Origin of the sequence: Fictibacillus iocasae (assembly GCF_042665465.1) — a bacterium.
Lineage (GTDB): Bacteria > Bacillota > Bacilli > Bacillales > Fictibacillaceae > Fictibacillus > Fictibacillus iocasae.
In genome coordinates, this window is sequence record NZ_JBHTCP010000047.1 from 60852 (window position 1) to 82738 (window position 21887).

The 21887-nt window shown below is 45.2% G+C and carries 19 protein-coding genes, 2 pseudogenes and 1 other annotated feature; of the genes and pseudogenes, 11 read left to right on the forward strand and 10 right to left on the reverse strand.

Annotated features, from left to right (window positions below; translation table 11 throughout):
- Positions 1-2: 2 nt before the first annotated feature.
- Positions 3-881, reverse strand: a complete 879-nt coding sequence (locus tag ACFQPF_RS14195) for a metal-dependent hydrolase (protein ID WP_379750381.1) — start codon at positions 879-881, stop codon at positions 3-5.
- Between the two features lie 396 nt (positions 882-1277).
- On the opposite strand from ACFQPF_RS14195, the pseudogene ACFQPF_RS14200 reads away from it, so the two are divergent.
- Positions 1278-1358: pseudogene (locus ACFQPF_RS14200) on the forward strand (YjcZ family sporulation protein); the annotation flags it as partial.
- A gap of 69 nt (positions 1359-1427) precedes the next feature.
- Here the strand turns inward: ACFQPF_RS14200 and putP are convergent.
- From putP to ACFQPF_RS14220, 4 genes are all read right to left on the reverse strand, one after another.
- Positions 1428-2891, reverse strand: coding sequence for a sodium/proline symporter PutP (gene putP, locus ACFQPF_RS14205; protein ID WP_379750382.1), 1464 nt, complete (start codon positions 2889-2891; stop codon positions 1428-1430).
- Positions 2892-3111: 220 nt separating this feature from the next.
- Positions 3112-3270 (reverse strand): hypothetical protein, encoded by a 159-nt coding sequence (locus ACFQPF_RS14210; protein ID WP_379750383.1) that lies wholly within the window; start codon positions 3268-3270, stop codon positions 3112-3114.
- Positions 3271-3696, reverse strand: a complete 426-nt coding sequence (locus ACFQPF_RS14215) for a pyridoxamine 5'-phosphate oxidase family protein (protein WP_379750384.1) — start codon at positions 3694-3696, stop codon at positions 3271-3273.
- 95 nt (positions 3697-3791) lie between these two features.
- The gene (locus ACFQPF_RS14220) at positions 3792-3929 is read right to left on the reverse strand and encodes a hypothetical protein (RefSeq protein WP_379750385.1); all 138 of its coding nucleotides are present in this window, start codon (positions 3927-3929) and stop codon (positions 3792-3794) included.
- Positions 3930-4180: 251 nt separating this feature from the next.
- Here ACFQPF_RS14220 and ACFQPF_RS14225 point away from each other — a divergent pair, with 251 nt between their 5' ends.
- From ACFQPF_RS14225 to ACFQPF_RS14250, 6 genes are all read left to right on the forward strand, one after another.
- Positions 4181-4540, forward strand: a complete 360-nt coding sequence (locus ACFQPF_RS14225) for a DUF4383 domain-containing protein (RefSeq protein WP_379750386.1) — start codon at positions 4181-4183, stop codon at positions 4538-4540.
- Between the two features lie 117 nt (positions 4541-4657).
- Positions 4658-6292: a diguanylate cyclase domain-containing protein gene (locus tag ACFQPF_RS14230; RefSeq protein ID WP_379750387.1), complete on the forward strand. Its 1635-nt coding sequence runs from the start codon at positions 4658-4660 to the stop codon at positions 6290-6292.
- A 122-nt stretch (positions 6293-6414) separates the two neighbouring features.
- Positions 6415-7092, forward strand: coding sequence for a response regulator transcription factor (locus tag ACFQPF_RS14235; RefSeq protein ID WP_379750388.1), 678 nt, complete (start codon positions 6415-6417; stop codon positions 7090-7092).
- On the forward strand, positions 7089-8477 hold the full coding sequence (locus ACFQPF_RS14240; protein ID WP_379750389.1) for a sensor histidine kinase: 1389 nt from the start codon (positions 7089-7091) through the stop codon (positions 8475-8477). The genes ACFQPF_RS14235 and ACFQPF_RS14240 overlap by 4 nt, the downstream gene beginning before the upstream one ends.
- Before the next feature lie 77 nt (positions 8478-8554).
- Positions 8555-9652, forward strand: coding sequence for an ABC transporter permease (locus ACFQPF_RS14245; protein WP_379750390.1), 1098 nt, complete (start codon positions 8555-8557; stop codon positions 9650-9652).
- Positions 9649-10332, forward strand: coding sequence for an ABC transporter ATP-binding protein (locus ACFQPF_RS14250; RefSeq protein ID WP_379750391.1), 684 nt, complete (start codon positions 9649-9651; stop codon positions 10330-10332). Before ACFQPF_RS14245 ends, ACFQPF_RS14250 begins: the two co-directional genes overlap by 4 nt.
- A gap of 43 nt (positions 10333-10375) precedes the next feature.
- Here the strand turns inward: ACFQPF_RS14250 and ACFQPF_RS14255 are convergent, their stop codons facing one another.
- Together ACFQPF_RS14255 and argS are read right to left on the reverse strand one after the other, a co-directional pair.
- Complete coding sequence (locus ACFQPF_RS14255; RefSeq protein WP_379750392.1) at positions 10376-10732, reverse strand: VOC family protein; 357 nt, start codon at positions 10730-10732, stop codon at positions 10376-10378.
- A 41-nt stretch (positions 10733-10773) separates the two neighbouring features.
- Positions 10774-12480, reverse strand: a complete 1707-nt coding sequence (gene argS, locus ACFQPF_RS14260; protein ID WP_379750393.1) for an arginine--tRNA ligase — start codon at positions 12478-12480, stop codon at positions 10774-10776.
- 56 nt (positions 12481-12536) lie between these two features.
- Positions 12537-12747 (reverse strand) — a binding site (T-box leader).
- 192 nt (positions 12748-12939) lie between these two features.
- Between argS and ACFQPF_RS14265 the strand changes: the two genes are divergently transcribed.
- The 3 genes from ACFQPF_RS14265 to istB all read left to right on the forward strand — a co-directional run bounded on the left by ACFQPF_RS14265 (position 12940) and on the right by istB (position 16122).
- Positions 12940-13515: a YdhK family protein gene (locus ACFQPF_RS14265; protein WP_379750395.1), complete on the forward strand. Its 576-nt coding sequence runs from the start codon at positions 12940-12942 to the stop codon at positions 13513-13515.
- A gap of 370 nt (positions 13516-13885) precedes the next feature.
- On the forward strand, positions 13886-15388 hold the full coding sequence (istA, locus tag ACFQPF_RS14270; protein WP_379750396.1) for an IS21 family transposase: 1503 nt from the start codon (positions 13886-13888) through the stop codon (positions 15386-15388).
- Positions 15385-16122 carry an IS21-like element helper ATPase IstB gene (gene istB / locus ACFQPF_RS14275; RefSeq protein WP_379750397.1) on the forward strand — a complete coding sequence of 246 codons (738 nt, stop codon included), beginning with the start codon at positions 15385-15387 and terminating at the stop codon, positions 16120-16122. Before istA ends, istB begins: the two co-directional genes overlap by 4 nt.
- 138 nt (positions 16123-16260) lie before the next feature.
- Here the strand turns inward: istB and ACFQPF_RS14280 are convergent.
- A pseudogene (locus ACFQPF_RS14280) lies at positions 16261-17253 on the reverse strand (glycosyltransferase family 4 protein); the annotation flags it as partial.
- 167 nt (positions 17254-17420) lie between these two features.
- Here ACFQPF_RS14280 and ACFQPF_RS14285 point away from each other — a divergent pair.
- The gene (locus ACFQPF_RS14285; RefSeq protein WP_379750398.1) at positions 17421-18128 is read left to right on the forward strand and encodes a glycosyltransferase; all 708 of its coding nucleotides are present in this window, start codon (positions 17421-17423) and stop codon (positions 18126-18128) included.
- A gap of 129 nt (positions 18129-18257) precedes the next feature.
- On the opposite strand, the gene glmS is transcribed toward ACFQPF_RS14285, so the two are convergent.
- Together glmS and glmM are read right to left on the reverse strand one after the other, a co-directional pair.
- Positions 18258-20060, reverse strand: a complete 1803-nt coding sequence (gene glmS, locus ACFQPF_RS14290; protein WP_379750399.1) for a glutamine--fructose-6-phosphate transaminase (isomerizing) — start codon at positions 20058-20060, stop codon at positions 18258-18260.
- A 475-nt stretch (positions 20061-20535) separates the two neighbouring features.
- Complete coding sequence (gene glmM, locus ACFQPF_RS14295; RefSeq protein ID WP_379750400.1) at positions 20536-21876, reverse strand: phosphoglucosamine mutase; 1341 nt, start codon at positions 21874-21876, stop codon at positions 20536-20538.
- Between the last annotated feature and the right edge of the window lie 11 nt (positions 21877-21887).

The window sequence follows — 21887 nt, forward strand, 5'->3', positions numbered from 1 at the left end:
CGTTACTTGGGCTGCTTTTCTATATATTCATACAAAAACGACTCTCCATTCCGGTAGAACCGAGGATCATAGATGCCAAGCTTATCCTTTTCTTCAACCACAACGACAAAGGGAGACCAGTCATAAAGAGTTTTCGCTTCCGGCTTTTCTTTAAAAAGAGGAGCAAGGTCCGCCTCTTCCTTCGATTTTAAAGTGACCTGTTTTTGAGGTTCAATAAAAATGCTGTCTTTCAGAATATCGACCGTATCGTCTTGTTTCCCGATCACCTGAAACTGTGTAGGAACAAATCCAGCGACAAGCTCGACCTCATCATATTTCTTTTTCGCGTCTTCATACAGCACATACCCTTGAACCGACTGAATAACAACGTGCAGCAGCATTACAAGCCAAGCGATGCGGAATGCTTTATACCGTTTTTCCAACGGTATTTTACGTGTCACAATGAACGCGGCAATCATAATAAACCAGAACACAAAATCAACAATCGGTATAACCCCGAATGTAATTCTGCTGTCCGAGAAAGGCTCGAGATAGCCCGTTCCCCATGTGTTAAACGAATCACTCGTATTATGGATGAACACGGCCAGCATCGACCACCAGAAAATCCGTTTATCGTCGGCCTTCCATATCCAGCGTGCCAGATAGTAGAGAAGGAAAGACCAAACAGGCACAAGAAAGATTGAATGCGTCAAGCCCCGGTGCCACATTTGCTGCATGACCCGGCCGTATTCGGTCACATTGACGATAACGTCAATGTCCGGTATTTGGCTGCCCACGAGCGTAGCGGCAAACAAGCTTTTCTTCACCTGCGGCGACATATCCTTCTTGTCGATCGCCCCGTATAGCGTTAACCCGAATAATGTATGCGTAATAGTATCCATCTTTGATTTCCCGCTTTTCATTTATTAAAAGGTCATGCCCTCTTAGGTAAATTGTATTATAAAACCTCACTGAAGGACTAATGGTATGCCTGTATTCCGATCTAATCTTCTTATTTCCGGGGAAATTCGACATCTATTTCTCTTCCGGTACTCTTTCTCATTCTTCCTTTGTTTATGCGGGATAGCGGGAAAGAGTACCGGACCCCGGACATTAGCCTGCCGACTTTTTTTGCGAAATATAGGAGTTTGTCTATACCAAGAATGGCCATAGGACATACACTATATTGCTAGTGATGTCATGATACAAAGGAGGTTAAATGCATGTTTGGCAAAAAACAACGCGGCTTTGGCTATCCTGGCTATGGCTACGGCTGCAATTACGGTTGCGGATATGGCGGCGGCTATGGTTCTGGATTTGCTATCATCGTCGTGCTTTTCATCCTTCTCATTATCGTTGGTGCGGCTTGGAAGTTCTAAAATAGATAAAGAGAAAAAAGCTGATCTCCCATCAGGAAGATCAGCTTTTTCATGTCTCAGGAAGTCATTTTATCGTGTAAGCTCTGCCGATTTCTCAAACTCTCTCTCAATCGCTGCAGATGGTTTTTCAGTCAGCAGGCTCACGATAATGATCGCGATCCCGCATGCGATAAATCCAGGAATGATTTCGTAAACTGCCTCGAATGCTTTGATCTGCTCCCAGACAATGACCGTTACTGTACCTGTAATCATACCGGCGAGCGCACCCCATTTTGTCATGCGTTTCCAATAAAGACTAAGCAATACGACCGGACCGAAAGCCGCTCCGAATCCTGCCCACGCATAACCGACAAGGTTCAGGATAGTATCGTTTGGATTCAACGCAAGAACGAATGCGATGATGGAAATGGCCAGTACCGATGCTCGTCCAATTAAGACAAGCTCTTTATCGGTCGCGGAACGTTTCACGAACGATTTATAAAAATCCTCGGTAACCGCACTGGCTGTAACAAGAAGCTGTGACGAGATCGTACTCATGACAGCCGCAAGAATGGCCGCCAGTAAGAATCCTGTGATGATCGGGTGAAACAGCACCTCTGACAACACAATAAATACGGTTTCTGCTTTCTCGAGCGGACCGCCATTTTTACTAAAATAGGCGATACCGATCAAGCCGGTAAACATCGCACCAACGATGGAAAAAATCATCCATCCCATCCCGATACGGCGTGCGCTCTTCATTTCTTTTACCGAAGAGATCGCCATAAAGCGGACGATGATATGCGGCTGGCCGAAATAGCCAAGACCCCATGCCATGAGCGAAATCATGCCAATCAGGCTTGTTCCTTTGAATGCGTCCAGAAGAGACGGCTTCACGCTTTCAATTTCTGTGAAGGTCGCATCCCAGCCGCCAACATTCATGATGGCAACAATCGGTACGAGAATAAGAGCGATAAACATGATGGCACCTTGCACAAAGTCTGTCCAGCTTACAGCGAGGAAACCTCCAAACAATGTATAAAGCACTACCACACCAGCTGTGATCAGAACTCCGGTTAAGTAGTTCATGCCGAACGCTGTCTCAAACAGCTGGCCGCCTGACACCATACCGGATGACGAATAAAATGTAAAAAAGACAAGAATAACAAACGCGGACGTCACCCTTAACAGTCGGGATGAATCTTTAAACCGGTTCTCAAAATAGTCCGGAATGGTAATTGAATTGTTTGCTACCTCTGTGTACGTACGCAGTCTAGGCGCTACGTACAGCCAGTTTAAGTAGGCGCCGATCGTCAGTCCGACAACAATCCAGCCCGCGCTTAAGCCCGCAGCATACATCGCACCCGGCAGACCCATCAAGAGCCAGCCGCTCATGTCCGAGGCGCCGGCACTAAGAGCCGTTACCGCTGGCCCGAGATTTCGGCCGCCAAGCATATAATCCGATAAATCAGCTGTTCTTCTGTAAGCAAACCAGCCGATCAGAAGCATCCCGATCATATAAACAGCAATTGAAAATATAACTCCTGTTTCCATTCTTCCTCTCCCCTTCTGTAAGTCTCATGTTGTATGAAAGCCTTTTCAATTATCTGTACTTTCATAAAAGTGACAACTTTTATTATAAATAGGAATGGTGGAAAAGGGAATAGAGGATGGCTAAATCGTGTCGAATTTTGACACTTATCGGCACGTTTGCGTTTGTGTAAAATAAAGGAAAGTCAGCCGCGATGGTTATGATTTAGCCCGCAAAGCAGTTCTACTCAGCCGCACTCTCCATAACTCGGCCGTTCACTCTCCTCAGTCGCCCGATGCTGTGTCGATTGCAGCCGCGCCGGTCCAGATCAGCATAAATAAGACATAAAAAAGAGGCAAACGAGCGGTTCTCCCGCCAGTTCTGCCTCATCGCTTCGTTCATTTATAGCTTTAGCTCCTGCACATCGTCGGTTCCTTTTTTATTCATCAACCGGATGGTAGATGGCTTGATTTCAAGGACTACGTATTTCGGATCGTCCTTGCCGTCAAACCAGTTCTCCATATGCTCGTTCCAAATTTTATTTTTTATTTCCTGGTCATCGCGAATGACGGCTGTCCCTTCTGCTTCAATATAAGAATCGCCGTATCCGTCCCCGTCGTAGCCGAGAAGAATGTGGACGTTCGGATTCTCCTCAATCTCTTCGGCTTTATGGGTCTCACTGCTCGTCGGTGAATACATCGTCAGTTCTTCATGAAAAAAAGTCATATAACGAGAATGCGGCTTGTTTCCCTTGACGGTGGCCAGTGTGCCAGTACGGCTCTCGTCCAATACGTTTAAAATATTTTGCTTCAGCTCTTGCTTGTCCATCCCATCCACTCCTTTTCTTTTCTACTTTTTACTATTCCTTATCAGCGGCGTAATAAAACACGTTAACTCAAAAAAAACTCCCCTCTCAAGGGAGCTTAATCTTCTCTGTTCAGATAGTCGATCATCTGCTGCAGCATGTCCACGTTGTCGGTGATGAGAAATACAGGAAGGAAGAGCAGTGTGAGCAGTACGGCTGCATTCGGCCCGATCGTCCGTTTCAAAAACGTCTTCATCTTTATCAGCTCCCTGCTATTTTGTTACTGAACTATAACCGTTATAAGGCAGCGTTAAACACTCAACATTCGTTCTCGCTTATCATGGTTGTGATTTCATTTTTCTTCAAGAAAAAAACTCCCGTTAACAATAAATGAAAAAGTGAGGAAGGAAACTAATTTTAAAAAAGTACCATTGTGTTGTGATCCATATTAACCACTCTTCCGTTATTTAGGTGTATTGAAAAAATTAACGAGAGGATGGGGTATGTATGGCAAAGATCTACGTTCGCGGTTTGGCTATTATTTTTCTTGCTTTAGGCGTGATTGGTTTTGTTTTTCCGATGGAGGAGATCTTCCACCTCACACCGGTTCATAACATCGTTCACCTTGCCTCTGGTATCGTCGGGCTGCTGATGAGCGGGTCTGAAAGCAAAGCGATTTTATTTTCCAAGATATTCGGAGTTGTGTACTTGCTCGTTGCGATTCTTGGACTGTTCACACACGAATTCATCGGCATTATTTTCTTGCTCGCTGATAACATTCTTCACTTTATTATCGCGTTCGCGTCACTATATTTCGGCTTTATTTACGGAGCTTCTGCATCCTCTAACCGCACCATCTCTCAATAATCAGTCCTTGAACAAAGCGGCTCTTGCAGCCGCTTTGTTTTTTTATTCGATTCTCCGTTGATTAAGCGATTCATTTAGAAGTAAAATGAAGGGTATCCAAATTTAGGGGGAAAGATAGTGAATGTACCTTTTCGATTAAGTCTCCGTGCAAGAAGCACGATATCCACCGTTATGATCGTTTCTGTGCTCACACTTCTTCTTTCCGTTGCGATTGGCAGGTATACGAGTGAAGAGTTGAAATCAGAAATAGGAAATAGTGTCGCACAGAACGCTTACCAGACTTCTGATAAGCTCGATAGTTTCATGTGGGCACGCACCGAGGAAGTGAAGATGCTCAGCCAATTGTCCGATCTTCATCAATTAAAGGACAAACAGCGCATAAAAGGTTTGCTAGAGAACCTGAAAGAAGGCATCCCTTTTTATTCATGGATCGGGTACCTTGATACAAAAGGGAACGTGCTCGTCTCGACAGGTGGCATTCTAGAAGGAAAGAATATTTCACAGCGCCCCGTGTTCATGGAAGGGCTACAAGGTCCGTTTATCGGCGATGTCCATGATGCTGTGTTGTTGGCGAAGCTGCTGCCTCAATCATCTACGAGCAATGGACCTCTTCGTTTCGTTGATATCAGCATGCCGGTGTATGGTGAATCAGGTGAAAAAACAGGCGTGCTTGCCACGCATTTAAGCTGGGAATGGGCGAACGATGTGGAACGCTCTATTTTAAAGCCAGTCGATAAAAGCAAGAAAATCGAAGTGTTTGTGATCAGTGAACGCGATCAGGCCGTAGTGCTCGGAAGCAAGGACCTGATCGGCAAGAAACTTCGAATAAAGAGTGTGAAACAGGCAGAGAAAGGCAAGAACTCATGGACAATGGAAACGTGGCCAGACGGCAAGAAATATATGACTGGGTACGTAAAAGGCTCGGGGTATATGGATTATGAAGGCCTTGGCTGGACCGTCCTTGTCAGGCAGCCTGCTGACATCGCCTTCGCCCCTGTTAATGACCTGCAGCAGTTTATCATGATGACAGGTCTGCTGTGTGCTCTTGTTTTCGCCGTCATTGCCTGGTTTTTAGCTGGCAGAGTCTCTCAGCCGCTCGGAAGCATCTCCTCGGCTGCGCTTCAGCTGAAAAACGGTCATAATGTGGCCATTCCTGAGCCTAAGGGCATTACGGAGATTGAAATTTTGTCCGCTTCTTTAAAAGAATTGATTCACAGCCTGTCTGCTACGGAAAAAGAGCTAGACAAGATGGAGAACATCGCGCAGCACGACTCCCTTACCGGGCTGCCCAATCGGCTGGCACTTGATGATTTCATTGCAACTGCTGCCAAACAGGCGGTCCAAGACGATCAGCCGGTCTCGTTCCTTTATATCGATCTGGATGACTTTAAGCCGGTAAACGATACATACGGCCACCAGACAGGAGACCTCTTGTTAAAACAGGTCGCCCAAAGAATTCAGCGCTGCATCCGGTCAGGTGATTTCGCTGCTCGTCTCGGCGGTGACGAGTTTGCCGTCATCTTGCCGCATACAGGTACTCAGTATCAAGCTGAAGCTAGAAAAATCGCTGAACGGATCGTGAAGGACTTGCACAAGCCGTTTACGCTTGGGGATGTTATTGTGACCATCGGTTGCAGCATTGGCGGCGCAGTATGGCGCGATGCGAAAGAAAACCCAAGCAACGTGCTTCGTCTCGCAGATGAAGCGTTATACAAAGCCAAACGAAACGGCAAGAATAGAGCCGCGATATAAACGAGCCAAAACGGGATTTTATGCTCTGTTTGGCTTTTTTTCTATTCAAAACAAACTCATAATAATGTACAGAGTAAAGTAAATGGAAGATGCGATTAAAAAAACCATGAGGCGGTGGGACCATGATACATATTCTTGTGGCAGATGATGATTACCATATACGCAGGCTGTTGTGCCATACTCTGCAGGCGGAGGGCTATGCGGTAACGGAAGCGGTTGACGGAAAAGAAGCGTCAGAACTGTTGATGAGCCAGACGTTTCAGCTGGCGGTCGTGGATGTGATGATGCCGAATACAGACGGCTATCAGCTTTGTGCCGAAATTCGGCAGCATTATGACATCCCTGTGATCCTCTTGACAGCGAAAGACCAGCTAATGGATAAAGAAAAAGGATTTACGGTCGGCACGGATGATTATATGACGAAGCCCTTTGAGCCGAAAGAGCTTCTGTTCCGTATCAACGCTCTATTAAGACGCTACCATAAAGCGAGTGCGCCGAAAATTGTTCTGCCAAACATCGTAATTAACCGCCAAAGCTATGAGGTGCATTGCAACGGCAAGCTGCTCATGCTGCCGATGAAAGAGTTCGAGCTATTGTCTCAGCTTGCGAGCTTTCCGAACCGGACGTTCACACGTGAAGATCTCATTCAAACGATTTGGGGTGCTGACTTTGAAGGAGATGACCGGACCGTCGACGTTCATGTAAAAAGGCTTCGTGAACGGTTCGCCCAATTGAATGCGAGCTTTTCCATCGTTACCGTTCGTGGGGTTGGATATAAGCTGGAGGTGACTAGAGCGTGAAATCTCTTTATTCGCGCATCGTCGTCACGACGCTTGCCGTGATGCTGCTTAGCAGCTTTTTCGGATTTCTTATAGCCAACGGATATTATCACATCTATTTGAAGCCGTTTAACGACCAAAAGATCACGAAAATGGCCGAAGAGATGCAGGGTTTTATCGCGAACAACCGTGATTTGAAGCTACATTCCTATCTAGAGCATACTGCTGACTTGGGCTATAACATTTGTCTCGCTGATGAGAGCGGAATCATCAGGTGCTTCGGTAAGCCTTTTGCTCCGAAAAAAATGAATTCAGAAACAATCCAATCAGTCATGGACGGAGCGACGTTCCACGGAATCAGCACGTATCCATCGAACGCGTTCGTGACCGGCTTTTTTAAAAATGATATCAAGAACTCGATCGGCGTAAAAGTGAATGATGAAGGCACGACCTACGCCCTTTTTGTACGGCCGAACACAGAAAAGCAGTTTGGCGAGCTGCGCCTCTTCTTTTCGGTTCTGCTCGTTCTAACCATTCTGATTAGTATGGTCATCGTGTTAATCAGTACCACTTACTTAGTGAAACCGTTAAGAAAATTAGCATACGCGACAAAACGGATCGCAAGCGGCACGTACGATGTGAAGCTGAACGTGAACCGTGATGACGAGATCGGCAGATTGGCGAAGGATTTCTCTACTATGTCAGAAGGATTAAAGCAGCTTGAACAAATGCGTCAGGAGTTCGTATCAAATGTGTCTCATGAAATTCAGTCGCCGCTCGCTTCGATCCAAGGGTTCGCCGAGACGCTGCGATCTTCTGCTCTATCTACGGAAGAACGTGACCACTATTTACGCATTATTGAAGAAGAAAGCAAGCGGCTATCGCAGCTCAGCAAACAGCTGTTAACACTCGCCTCGTTAGATACAGAAGAAAAACGATTGGAAAAGAAGACATTTGATGTTTCCGAACAAATTAAGCAGGTTGTACGCATGACCGAATACAGCTGGAGAGAAAAAGAGCTGGCACTAGAGCTGGACCTTCCTTCTGCTTCTATTTATGGTGATGAAAATTTATTGTATCAAGTGTGGGCGAACCTTATCCAAAACAGCATCAAGTTCAGCACGACGGGCGATAGTCTTTTCATCTCGCTTCAACGAAACAAAGAGCACTGCACCGTAACGATAAAGGATACCGGGATCGGAATGACAGAGCACGAACAGTCGCTGATTTTCCAACGTTTTTATAAGGCGGATACTTCGCGCTCACGCAATAAAGGCGGCAGCGGACTTGGACTCGCTATCGTTCAAAAAATTGTTCAGCTGCATAGCGGGGATATTTCGGTTACAAGCTCGCTTGGAGAAGGGTCCACTTTCACCATTAAACTTCCGATCCACACCCCATCTTAAGATGTCATGTATCGTTCATGTTCCGTTCATATTTCCTTTTTATACTGAGGTCATATTAAACGAGGAGATGAATGACGATGTTTCTTTCTTTACGAGAATTGATATACGCGAAAACCCGTTATTTCATGATGAGCTTTATCATCGTTTTAATTGCCGTGCTCGTACTGTTCGTGACTGGACTCGCCGGCGGCTTGTCGACCGACAATGGTTCGGCAGTTGCGGAGCTCAACAGTGATTATATTGTTTTGCAGTCTCAATCAGACAACCGCATCAGCTCGTCTGAATTGCCCTCTGCGACGGTTACCGCTGTTGAAAGTGAGCTTGGAAATTCATCCTCCGCTCCGCTCAGCATATGGATGGGATCGGTGTTCAAGCCTGGCTCTACGGGTAAAAAACAGGATGTGACGTATATGGGTATCTCTACATTCAGCACTATCACGCCAAACGTCATAGAAGGCCGCATCTTTAATGAATCCTCTCTTCACGAGGCGGTCGCAGACATTTCATTAAAAGAAGAAGGTTATAAGCTTGGCAGCAAGATTGAAGACAAAACAACCGGTACGGTATTGGCGATTGTCGGTTTTACCGAAAACCAGTCATACAGCCATTCACCTGTGCTGCATGTGAACGGCAAAACGTTCGCGGCGCTGCATCCCAAAAAGCAGCTTGTCATCAATGCTGTCGCGGTGAAAGCCACGCAAGATACGGCAGACAAGCTTGACAAAAACGTGTCCGGAATCGATGTGATCAGCAAAAAAGAGGCCCTGCAGGGAATACCAGGCTTTAAAGAAGAGCAAGGTTCGCTGCAAATGATGATTGTATTTCTGTTTGTTATCGCGGCCTTTGTGCTCGCCGTTTTCTTTTACGTGATCACCATTCAAAAATCGAACCAGTTTGGCGTGCTAAAGGCCATTGGTGTTACGTCCGCTTACTTGGCAAGCTCGGTAATCACCCAGATTCTTTTTCTGACTGTATCCGCGCTCGTTATGGCCATCGCCATCACATACGGACTGGCGGCCATCCTTCCACCGAGTCTGCCCTTTGATTTGCAGCCTGTACAGGTGATATTTTGTTGTATTCTGTTTCTCGGTGTATCGTTAGCTGGTTCGTTATTGTCGTTATACCGCATCATGAAAATTGATCCGTTATCCGCGATTGGAGGTACAGCAGCATGAGCAGCATTATTTTAGAAGACATCAGCAAAATTTATCGCGACGGTGACACCAGTGTAAAGGTACTGCATTCGGTTTCATTGGAAGTAAAGCCCGGTGAACTTATCGCCGTCGTCGGTCCGTCCGGCTCTGGGAAAAGCACCTTTCTTTCCATCGCCGGCCTGCTTCTGTCGCCAACAAGCGGCAGCGTGTATATTAGCGGTGAAAAGGTGAACGATTTTTCATCACGTGACGTGAACGCACTGCGACGTGAAAAGATCGGCTTTATCTTTCAGAACCATAACCTGCTACCATATCTAACGGTCAACGATCAGCTTTTATTTTCCGGTAAACTATCCGGCAAAGAACTGGATGCTGAGAAAAAAGCGAGTGATCTGCTCGAACGCCTCGGACTGCTGCACCGCCATTCTCATTATCCTCAAAGCTTGTCTGGCGGAGAACGCCAGCGTGCTGCAATCGCACGGGCACTAATGAACGAACCGGATATTCTTCTAGCCGATGAGCCGACCGCGAGCCTCGAATCCACACGCGGCCGCTCTGTCGTCAATATGCTGCGAGATGAAATCAAGCTGCAGCAAAAAGCCGGCATCATGGTCACACACGACGAAAGAATGCTCGACCTTTGCGACCGTACCGTTTATTTGGAGAATGGTCGGTTGATTGAGAAACAGAGGGTGAAATAGAAAAGAAGCCAAGAATGGAATGTGTTCCGTTCTTGGCTTCTTTTTAGCATTTGCAGATCATGAGCATGTTTCCGTCTGGGTCTTTAAAGTTGAAATAGTGACCGTGCTGGATTTCGGTCGTGAGTTCGATCTTCTTTTCCTTTATGAACGAATAAGCTGCTTTAATATCTTTCGTGTTGAGATGAAACATAGGCGTCTTCACGATCGCCTCAGGCGAGTAAATCTTGCTGTCGAGCACCAGGTTCGTACTATTGGTCATAGAAATCACATAAATGTGACCGAACAACACCTCGCCATCTGGCTCGATGCCAAGCAAACTGCAATACCAATCCCGTGCCTTCTCAATGTCTCTTACCGGCATGAAGACAGTACCGATCTCAGCTAATATAGGGGTGGCCATTTTAAACACTTCCTTTTATGTTTTATATTCCAAAAATGCTATTACATTCGTTCAGGCGCTTTAATACCTAACAGTCGTAATCCTTCTTTTAGAACAATGGTCACGGCTTGAACGAGCTGAAGTCGTGACTGCTGCTGTTCGTCTTCGTCCAGAATGCGGACGCTGCCGTAATATTTGTTGAACGCTTGTGCCAGATCCATGATGTACTTTGCGATTTGAGAAGGATCAAAATGCTGGTACGCGCTGTTCATGACCTCTTCAAATTTCATTAACAATGACAACACAGCCCAAGCCTTGTCATCTTTAAAGGCTTCATAAGAGCATGCATGACCGGTGCTTATTTCTCCTTTTCTCAAAATGGAACAAGCACGGGCATACGTATATTGTACATATGGTCCGGTTTCTCCCTCGAACGTCAGCATATCCTCCAGCGAAAATTCCACATCGTTTAAGCGGTAATTTTTTAGATCATGGAAAATGACCGCACCTACCCCGACCATCTTCGCTACTTCCTCTTTATCCGCAAGATTAGGATTTCGCGCTTCGATATTTTGGGCGGCCAGCTTAATCGCTTCTTGTAGCACTTCTTCAAGCAATACAATTTTTCCTTTTCGAGTGGACATCTTTTTCCCGTCCTTTAACATCATCCCGAAAGGAATGTGATGCATTTCCGCTGACCAGTGATACCCCATCTTTTTCAAAACGTGGAACACTTGCTTAAAATGCAGCGACTGTTCTCCTCCTACCACATATAAGGCTTTGGCAAAATCATAGGTGCTTTTTCTATAAAGTGCTGCCGCTAAATCTCTTGTGGCATACAAAGTTGCACCATCTGATTTTTTGATTAAACAAGGCGGATACCCAAACTCTTCTAACGAAACCACCATCGCGCCATCCGATTCTGTGAGCAGTTTTTTTTCTTCAAGAAGCTCGACAACATGCTCCATCTTGTCGTTATAGAATGATTCACCGTTAAAGGAATCAAACTCCATTCCCATAAGCTGATAGATGCGTTCAAATTCCTTTAACGACTCGTCACGAAACCATTTCCATAACGAAAGAGCAACTGCATCTCCATCCTCTAATCGCTTAAACCATGCTCGCCCCTCGTCCTCTAGTTTTGGTGTCTTTTCCGCTTCTTCATGAAAACGGACATACAAAGCCAGCAGTTCTTTAATAGGCTCTGCTTTTACTTTTTCTTCGGTTCCCCACATTTTGTACGCTGTGATCAGCTTGCCGAATTGTGTACCCCAGTCGCCTAAATGATTAATTTTCACCGGCACAAACCCGCACTTTTCCATGATGTTTGATAACGCGTTTCCGATTACCGTCGAGCGTAAATGCCCCATCGAAAAAGGCTTCGCAATATTCGGTGAGGATAAATCAATAGAAACATGCTGGCCGCTGCCGATCGATAAGCTTCCGAACTTCTCCTTCTGGCTGAGAACGTGTGTGACAAGGTCTTCTCCTGTCTTTTCCTTATCTAAGAATACGTTCAAGTACGGGCCTAAAGCCTTCACTCGGTCAATATACTCGTGGTGAATCGTAACGCTGAGCTCTTGTGCAATTTGCGAAGGCGTCTTTCTTAACACTTTCGCTAACATAAAGCATGGAAAAGCATAGTCTCCCATTTCCTGTTTGGGAGGGGTTTCGATGCTTTTTGCAATCTCTTCTTTAGAGAATGCTGACATTCCCATCCCCGCCAACGAATGATAAATGGTTGTTATAACTGCATGTTTGTATTTCATAAACAAACCTCCTGTATGGTTTTGATATAAAATAAAAAACCCTCATCTCTAAAAAAATTAGAGACGAGGGTTGAACTCGCGGTACCACTCTACTTGCTTATAAAAGCCGGCTTAAACAGATAACGGTAATCACCGGACTTATCTACGTATCGTTCAATAAGCCTTCTCAGAGGTGCGCTTCATAATCGTGATCGTACCAGGCTCCCACCATCCCCGGCTCTCTTCCATCGAAACGACGATTATTACTCTCCTCATCAACGAATATTTCATTATTCAAATATTATGGACTATCATACATGAAGTTTCCTTAAAAATCCAATTATTTTTTTCGGAAACAAGGTTTGCCAAACGACCATCATCTTCATAAGTTCTTCACAACTGTTTTTTATACTACAGGTATTCAGTATCAATTGGTAACACTATAATGATAACTCTAGTAAAACTGAAGGAGGAATAAACATGAAATTGCGATCATCGTTTATCACCGCTTTGTTTTTTTCTTTCATTCTTGTACTAGGCGCGTGCGGGAATAAGGAAGAGAACATGGATAGCATGAAGCATGAAAACAAAGAGGAAAAGAAGGAAACAATGGATCATGGCGGCATGGATCACAGTGGTTCGGGCATGCTTCCGGAGGGTCTGAAAAAGGCAGACAAACCGAAGTTCGAGGTTGGCAGTCCTGTTGTGATCAATGCGGATCATATGCCTGGAATGAATGGCGCAAAGGCGATCGTTTCAGGAGCTTATGACACAACCGTCTACACCGTTTCCTACACACCGACAACTGGCGGAGAAAAAGTGACTGATCACAAATGGGTCATTCATGAGGAGCTGAAGGATGCTGGTGAGGAGCCGTTAAAGCCTGGAACTAAGGTCACGCTGAACGCGGAGCATATGGAAGGGATGAACGGGGCGGAAGCGGTCATTGATTCGGCTGAGCAGACAACCGTCTATACGGTTGACTATACGGGAGAAAACGGAGAAAAGGTTACTAACCATATGTGGGTGACAGAGGACGAATTGTCTGCGAAATAAGAGCGTCAACGTGTACCTATAATACCCCATCGATATCGAAGCGGCTTCGATATCGATGGGGTATTTTCTTGGTAATGGCTGCTAGATGCTGTATATCAAACGATAACCATTCGCCAGGATTGTTTGTATTTTCACCACTTGTTAGCCTCCCTACATTATCGTTCCACTTTCAGTCCTCAATCTCTGGACTGGATAAACCACTACAATCTATCCCTAAGGATTGAAGCATTGTTTATTGCAAAATAAAAGTACAGAGTTATGCGGGAGATTTATGCATAACCTGAGAGCATAAAAAATAGGCTTGCCAGCGCCCATAATAACCTCTACTGTTTGGATTGACGAGATCTTAACAGTTGGGGGAATTGAAAGGATGCTAGCAATGCCTGAGACTAATTATATCAAATTTCTTAGAGATAACGAAGGCTTAACCATAAATGAGATCGCCAGAAAGACAGGTAGAAACTGGCGGACCGTAAAGAAACACGCGGATGGGGACGTTCCCCTTGAGCGTCTTCCTTCAAGAAACAGGGGGATGATGTACGAAGAAGGATATGGCGAGATCGTGGACATCTGGCTTGAAGAAGACATGAAACTTAAGCAAAAAGAAAGAAGAACGAGCAAGAGATTGTTTGAGCAACTTCGGGATGAACATGGTTTTAAAGGTTCTTATCGAACGGTCTGCGAATACGTGCAATATAGGCGACCAGTACTTAAAGCGGAAAAGGGCACAAGGTATGAGAGGCTGGAACACCCTCCGGGTGAAGCACAGGTAGATTTTGGTCAAATGACGGTTGTGAAAGATGGATCCTACAAAGACCTCAAGGTCTTGATCATGAGCTTCCCTTTCAGCAATGCAGGATTTGCGTATCCTCTTCCGGCAGAAAATGCAGAGTGTTTCCTGGAAGGATTGAAGCAATTATTCAAACAGGCCGGAGGCGTTCCCACCCATTTAAGGATTGATAACCTGTCAGCTGCTGTAGTTTCCATTGGAAAGGGAGACAAGAGAACCTACACAGACTCCTTTCTTCGGTTTCGCTCCCATTATGGATTTGAAGTCCAGGCGTGCAATCCTTCTAGCGGTCACGAGAAGGGCAACGTGGAGAAAAAAGTAGGATACACGAGGAATAACGTATTCGTCACAGCACCCGTAATGGCAGATTTCCCACAATTAGCTTCCTGGCTGCAAGTAAAAATGCAAGAAGATATGAACAGGCCGCATTACGAAAAATCGGTACTCATCAAAGATTTATTTGAAGAAGACCGACGCCAGCTAAAGGCATTGCCGATAAGTGATCTGGAGATTTACTCTTTGGATGAATCTACTCTGAACAAATATGGAGAAATAACGGTAGATGGAGAGAAATTCGTCATTCATAAAGCAAAGATCAAGCATTCATTAGTGATTAAAAAGGAATGGAATGCCTTTACCTGTTTCACCAATAACGGAGAAATTGTTTATCAGGACTTCAGGCCTTACATGCACAAAACAAGAGCAATCCCGTGGTTTGATATACTCGATGACTGGATCAGAAAACCGAGAGCCGTTACCTATTCACGTTTTTTCAAATATCTGCCCGAAAGGGTCAGGGTTTATCTTACGATAAAGCCAGAAGAAATAAAGCAAAGGCTAAGGGGATTTAAAACACTTCTCGAGAAGCATTCTCTGGAAGAAATCCAGTTGGCTTTGGAGACCGATAGCAGGTTTGAAAGGCAGCCTCATGAACTCGGCTATCTAATCGGGGCAAAAAAGGCGTCATATCCCGAGAAAATGCCGGAAACCCATACTCCGAGCATCTTGCATGACTATCAGACAGACCTCCATACATATGATCGAAAACTGATCCCGCAGCTTGAGGGGAGGGTTTCGCATTGAAAGAGCTCAAAGAAGTCTGCAAGACTTTATACCTTGCCTACGTTTCCGAGCATTATGAGGAAATCGAGTTTGTCTCCAAGGAGCAATTCCTTAAAGAGGTTCTCTCAAAGGAAGTTACGTTGAGACAAAACGCAAAGATCACACGTTTGATGAAAAAGGCTAAGTTCAGGGAGCTTAAATGGCTGAAAGACTATGAATGGACCGAGCAGCTGCATCTGCCGGCGACCACAACAAAAGGGGCGATTATCGATCTGAACTTTCTAAAAGGGAAGCAGAATCTTCTTCTCTTAGGCTCTCCGGGTACGGGAAAAACTCATTTAGCTACGGCCCTAGGAGCAAAGGCATGTGAGATGGGGTATGAAGTAAGGTTCTTTCGAGTGGCTGACCTTGTCGGTCAACTTGAAGAGGCGTTAAAGGAAGGGACTTTACAACGGTTAAAACGTCAGATTGAAAAATGTGACTTACTGATACTGGATAAGCTAGGCTACGTACCATTTCAGAAGCAGGGATCTGAATTATTGTTTCATATCATAGCCGACTGTTATGAACATAAAAGTGTCATCGTGACGTCAAACTTAGAGTTTGGCCAATGGAACCGGGTATTTGGGGATAACCGATTGACCTCGGCCCTGGTCGATCGCTTGGTTCATCACGCTCATATCATTGCTTTTACAGGAGAAAGTTACAGGCTGAAAAACGCCCTTTCTTCTGTTAAAGCGCCAGAAGAAATTTAGGATTGAACTTCGCTGCAAGCCTATGTATTTTCCGCTGCAATTCTCTGCACTTTTCGCTTGCAAAAAACAAAGCATTTCAATAAAGTGCATACCGTATAGCTCATGGTTAAACTGTGACTCCACGTGTTTGCGTGCTTGAAAGCGAATGCTTTCTCTCATTGTAAGGTTTGTCATAATGTCAATGGCTTTGCTGGCCGCATCGTCAATGTTCCCAATTTGATAATACAATCCTGTTTGATTATGCAGCACGGAACTTCTCACACCATCTGCATCGGTCGTCAGCACAGGACATCGGCAGCTCATCGCCTCTATAACGGAGTACGGGGCTCCTTCCACCTTTGAAGTCGAACAATAAAATCCACCTGAATCACCGATTGCAGAAAAATAGGCAGGCATTTCGCTGTTTGGTATATCTGCGAAAACCTTAACGGCATCTTTCAACTGTAACGTGTTCACTAACCGGTGAAACTCCTCCTTTTCACTGCTTACTGCCAAAGAAGGGTCTTCAAACATATATAATTGTATATGAGGATTATGAGTCGTGATTAATCGGTAGCCAATTTCGATAAATTCTCTCCAGTTTTTATTATCTTGGAAGCGCCCAATCCATGCGAGGATTGGATGGGAAGGAACCTTAATGGATTGATGAGTAAACTGAGAGGTATCTAAACAATTGTTGAAACGAAACGTAGGAACGCTGGGGAATAATTCTTCAAATATTTCGGCTATATGAGGATTTTTCGGATGCAGCAGAGCATTACCAAAATAATTGACATAGGGAATAGCCTGGGTCATTTCTAATTTCGCTGTAATTTTCGGACCATATCCTTGGATTTCTAAGATTTGCACGCCTTGGTATCCAAGTTTTCTAAAACGATAGAGAGATGCATAATCAGAAGTAACCACTATCGCTGCATAATTTCCCTGATCCACTATTTTTTTTATGTCACCGTCATCGTTCGTAATAAATATTGGTCCACCATGGTCATGAACTAACTCTCTCGTTTTGCCATAATAAAGAAAATGGCAGTTTATGTTTTTCTTTTTTAATGCTGCACTTCTTTGTCTGTTAAGCGTTTCAACTCCGCCACTAGGATTGTAAAATACAAAAAGTATATTCATCATTTTCATAATTCCTTTTATCGCATATTTTCAGCAGAAACTAGTCTCCTTCTTGTCCATTTCGAGGACGAAAGAATGAGCACCGAGTCTTTTTCATGAATATAGTAACGATATATGCTAAAAAAAGTGAATGGTTCTTTAGCATGTACACATTTTTATTTAGGAGTTTGGTGTGAATGAATCCGAAAGTCTCGATCATCATTCCGTTCTATAACTGTTCCTACGTGGCTCATGCGATAAATAGTGCTCTAAATCAAACCTATCCTAACATTGAGATTATCGTCGTGGATGATGGTTCCACTCGTTATGTTGAACATCTTGATCACTTCAAAGATAAGATTATTTATGTGAGAAAAGATAATGGAGGAACAGCAACCGCCTTAAATCTTGGCATTAAAAACGCTTCTGGAGAATATATTGCGTGGTTAAGTTCTGACGATTACTTTCTGCCTGAGAAAATATCAAAGCAATTGGCGTTTATGCAATCCAATCAGGCGGATATCAGCTATACCAATTTTGATGTAGTGGACAAACATAATCATCTTATACATTCAGCGGTATCCCAAAAATTCTCTACGATAAAAGAGCTTTATGAGACGATGACTATAGGAAATCCTATCAACGGCTGTACGGTTATGATGCGGAAAACTTTGTTTCAAAAGGTTGGCTATTTCAATCCCGATTTGAAGTTCACTCAAGATTATTGTATGTGGTTCCGGGTGCTGTTTCACGGATATCATATGTATTTCTTGGATGAACCTTTAACGAAATACCGTATTCACGATGAATCCACGACACACAACAACCTGCTTCAATTAAACACAGAAGCCAATTATGTGATCAGCTATTATGGTTCCTTGTTAAGAGATAAATTTAAAGAGTGATAGTAGGCATCAATGCATGATGGATTACAGCCATGATGTTATCTACTGTGGTCATAAACCATCATATAAAGCTAAAAGGGACCCTGACGATTATAGTCAGGGTCCCTTTATCAGCTTTTCGTTATACGTCTATTCCACTGTTACCGACTTCGCCAAGTTACGCGGCTTATCTACGTCACAGTCGCGGTGAAGCGCTGCGTAGTATGAGATAAGCTGCAACGGAAGTACAGATACGAGCGGCGTCAGGTAAGCGTGAACCGCTGGAAGTACGATGCGGTCTTCCTCGTCCTGCATGCCATCCATAGAGATGACACATGTGTAAGCTCCGCGTGCTGCTACTTCTTTCACGTTTCCGCGAATGCTCAGGTTTACGTGCTCTTGTGTTGCAAGCGCGATAACCGGCGTGCCTTCTTCAATCAGCGCGATTGTTCCGTGCTTCAATTCTCCGCCAGCAAATCCTTCCGCCTGGATATAAGAGATTTCTTTCAGCTTTAACGCACCTTCTAAACATACGTAGAAGTCAGCAGAACGGCCGATGAAGAAGCAGTTGCGCGCAACAGACAAGTATTCGCGAGCGATGTTTTCCATCTGCTCCTTCTGGCTGCAAAGTGTTTCCATCGCGTTCGCCACGATCGCAAGCTCCTGCATCGGGTTGAAATCAAGCTCGATGCCTTTCGCGTGGGCAGAGTCCACCGCTAAGATAGCAAGTACCGCGATCTGTGCTGTGTATGCTTTTGTAGAAGCTACCGCGATTTCAGGTCCTGCATACAAGTTAAGCGTGTAGTTCGCTTCACGAGAAAGCGTAGATCCTGGAACGTTTGTGATCGTCAGTGCCTTGTGGCCAAGACGCTTCACTTCAACGAGTACGGCACGGCTGTCTGCTGTTTCTCCAGACTGTGAGATGAAGATGAACAATGGCTTTTCGCTGAGTAACGGCATGTTGTACACGAACTCTGATGCGATGTGCACTTCTACCGGAATCTTCGCGATGTTTTCAAGCAATTGCTTTCCTACAAGACCAGCATGGTAGCTCGTTCCGCATGCGATGATGTACACGCGGTCTGCAGCGGTCATTGCCTGGCGGATATCGTCATCAAGCTTCAGCTTGCCGTCTTCATTTTGGTATTTGTTGATGATGTTACGCATAACGAACGGCTGCTCGTCGATCTCTTTTAACATGAAGTGAGGGTATGTTCCCTTTTCGATGTCGCTTGCGTCAAGCTCAGCCGTGTACGGCGCGCGTTCCACTGTCTCTCCGTCAAGTGTCATGATCGTATAGCTGTCCTTCGTTAGGATAACGACTTCTTTATCCATAAGCTCTACGTACTGGTCTGTCTGGGAAAGCATCGCCATCGCGTCACTCGCTACAACGTTAAATCCTTCGCCAAGACCGACTAATAGCGGGCTTTTGTTCTTGCCAACATAGATGGTGTCATTGTTTTCATTGTCAAGCAGCGCGATTGCATAGGAACCCTTCAGGTCAGAAAGTGTCTGGCGGAATGCCGCTTCCACTTCTTTACCGTCGTTCACATACTTCTCCACAAGCTGAACGATCACTTCTGTATCTGTGTCAGATACGAATGTAACGCCTGCTAGCTGCTGCTTTTTTATTTGCTCGTAGTTCTCGATAACACCATTGTGCACGAGCGTGAAACGGCTCGTCGTGCTTTGGTGCGGGTGAGAATTCACTTTGCTTGGCTTGCCGTGTGTCGCCCAGCGGGTATGTCCAATCCCGATCGGCGCTTCAACAGAAAGATCCACACTTTCGCGAAGGTTCGCGATGCGGCCTTTCTCCTTGAACACGTGCACACCATTTTCATTCAATACGGCGATGCCTGCTGAGTCGTAGCCGCGGTATTCTAGCTTCTCTAAACCGCGCAGCAAGATTTCCTTCGAATCCGTATTTCCGATATAACCAACAATTCCGCACATAATTAAATATCCTCCCTTGGATTACGCTCATCTATTACAGTGAGCCATCAGGGCAGGGCCGAAGAGCAGGGCTCGGCGGCCCCACCTATGTTTGATTTCTTTCTTTGATCTGCTGATTGCTTTTGTTCAGGAAGTCACCTTGCCTGGTTTGAGCAACAGCTTACGGTCTGATCAATCCCGAGAGGCATCCGCCGAAAATTCGATGAACCTCTTCCTCGTCAACTGCTTATACTTCTTCGTCCGGTAAGCAGTTCAGGCGCTTGGTAAATAACTTGGCTCCTCTACTCTCCTTTCCCTTTTTGAGTAAGAACAAACCAATATTACACGGATTTTATTTACCCGTCAATTATTTTTAACATTTTTAGACAGTTAACACGTATACGGTGATCTGTCTTATATAAAAAGTTATGCAAAAGCGGCGCGTATGGTGAGCCGCTTTAGCATAGGATTCGTGCCCTTTTTCATTCTCTGGGTATTACACTAATTCTTTTTTGACGACATCCGCAATTTGATCAACATACTTTTCGCAAAGCTCTGCACTTGGCGCTTCTACCATCACACGCACGAGCGGCTCTGTTCCAGATGGTCGAACAAGTACACGGCCGTCCCCGTTCATTTCTTCTTCAACCGCGTCGATCGCACTCTTGATCGCTTCATTGCCATCAAGCTTTGTCTTGTCTGCCACTTTCACGTTCACAAGCAGCTGCGGAAACTTTTGCATCTCTGCTGCAAGCTCTGATAACGGCTTGCCCGACGCCTTCACGAAGCTCGCCAGCTGAATTGCAGAAAGCATGCCATCTCCTGTTGTAGAGTAATCTAAGAAAATAATGTGTCCTGACTGTTCGCCGCCAAGGTTGTAGCTGCCTTTTCTCATCTCTTCCATCACGTAGCGGTCACCCACTGCTGTCTGAGCAGACTTAATCCCTGCTGCTTCGATCCCTTTATAGAAGCCAAGATTGCTCATGACAGTCGATACAACTGTATCATCCTTTAGTCTTCCCTGTTCTTTCAAAAACTTTGCACAAATGAACATGATCTGATCGCCGTCCACAATGTTTCCTTTTTCATCCACTGCGATCAGTCTATCTCCGTCTCCGTCAAACGCGAGGCCCATATCCGCGTTCTTCTCCACAACAAGCTCCGCCAGCTTTTCAGGGTGCGTGCTGCCTACCCCTTCATTTATGTTCAAGCCGTTCGGATTGTTACCCATTGTGAAAATATCCGCCTCTAAATCAGCGAATAGATGAACCGCATGGGAAGATGTCGCACCATGCGCACAATCAAGCGCGATTTTCATGCCGGAAAGGTCACCCTGCAGCGACTGCTTCAAGAACTGAAGATACTTTTGTCCGCCTTCAAAATAATCGCTCACTGATCCAAGGTCTCCGCCTACAGGACGAGGAAGCTCATCTGTCTCTTTTTCTAGCAGTGCTTCAATTTCAGCTTCCTGCTCATCCAAAAGCTTGAATCCATCATGGCCGAAAAACTTAATTCCGTTATCCGCTACAGGGTTGTGAGATGCCGAGATCATGACGCCTGCCTGAGCACCAAGCGCCTTCGTCAAAAAGGCAACCCCTGGAGTGGAAATGACGCCTAGACGCATTACCTCCGCACCGATTGAAAGAAGACCCGCCACAAGTGCCCCTTCAAGCATCTGGCCAGAAATGCGTGTATCACGGCCGATCAATACTTTCGGCTTGTCGCTCTCCTTCGTTAGTACATAACCGCCAAAACGGCCCAGCTTAAATGCCAATTCTGGTGTCAGTTCTGTATTGGCTACCCCTCGTACTCCATCTGTTCCAAAAAATTTACCCATGTGTCTATTCT

What these genes read in the sequence shown, in the direction of transcription:
- ACFQPF_RS14195 (WP_379750381.1), bottom strand. Translation starts at nt 881, where the DNA reads ATGGATACTATTACGCATACATTATTCGGGTTAACGCTATACGGGGCG.
- argS (WP_379750393.1), bottom strand. Translation starts at nt 12,480, where the DNA reads ATGAAATACAAACATGCAGTTATAACAACCATTTATCATTCGTTGGCG.
- glmM (WP_379750400.1), bottom strand. Translation starts at nt 21,876, where the DNA reads ATGGGTAAATTTTTTGGAACAGATGGAGTACGAGGGGTAGCCAATACA.
- ACFQPF_RS14265 (WP_379750395.1), top strand. Translation starts at nt 12,940, where the DNA reads ATGAAATTGCGATCATCGTTTATCACCGCTTTGTTTTTTTCTTTCATT.
- ACFQPF_RS14245 (WP_379750390.1), top strand. Translation starts at nt 8,555, where the DNA reads ATGTTTCTTTCTTTACGAGAATTGATATACGCGAAAACCCGTTATTTC.
- ACFQPF_RS14255 (WP_379750392.1), bottom strand. Translation starts at nt 10,732, where the DNA reads ATGGCCACCCCTATATTAGCTGAGATCGGTACTGTCTTCATGCCGGTA.
- glmS (WP_379750399.1), bottom strand. Translation starts at nt 20,060, where the DNA reads ATGTGCGGAATTGTTGGTTATATCGGAAATACGGATTCGAAGGAAATC.
- ACFQPF_RS14250 (WP_379750391.1), top strand. Translation starts at nt 9,649, where the DNA reads ATGAGCAGCATTATTTTAGAAGACATCAGCAAAATTTATCGCGACGGT.
- putP (WP_379750382.1), bottom strand. Translation starts at nt 2,891, where the DNA reads ATGGAAACAGGAGTTATATTTTCAATTGCTGTTTATATGATCGGGATG.
- ACFQPF_RS14215 (WP_379750384.1), bottom strand. Translation starts at nt 3,696, where the DNA reads ATGGACAAGCAAGAGCTGAAGCAAAATATTTTAAACGTATTGGACGAG.
- ACFQPF_RS14225 (WP_379750386.1), top strand. Translation starts at nt 4,181, where the DNA reads ATGGCAAAGATCTACGTTCGCGGTTTGGCTATTATTTTTCTTGCTTTA.
- ACFQPF_RS14285 (WP_379750398.1), top strand. Translation starts at nt 17,421, where the DNA reads ATGAATCCGAAAGTCTCGATCATCATTCCGTTCTATAACTGTTCCTAC.
- ACFQPF_RS14220 (WP_379750385.1), bottom strand. Translation starts at nt 3,929, where the DNA reads ATGAAGACGTTTTTGAAACGGACGATCGGGCCGAATGCAGCCGTACTG.
- istA (WP_379750396.1), top strand. Translation starts at nt 13,886, where the DNA reads ATGCTAGCAATGCCTGAGACTAATTATATCAAATTTCTTAGAGATAAC.
- ACFQPF_RS14210 (WP_379750383.1), bottom strand. Translation starts at nt 3,270, where the DNA reads ATGAACGAAGCGATGAGGCAGAACTGGCGGGAGAACCGCTCGTTTGCC.
- ACFQPF_RS14235 (WP_379750388.1), top strand. Translation starts at nt 6,415, where the DNA reads ATGATACATATTCTTGTGGCAGATGATGATTACCATATACGCAGGCTG.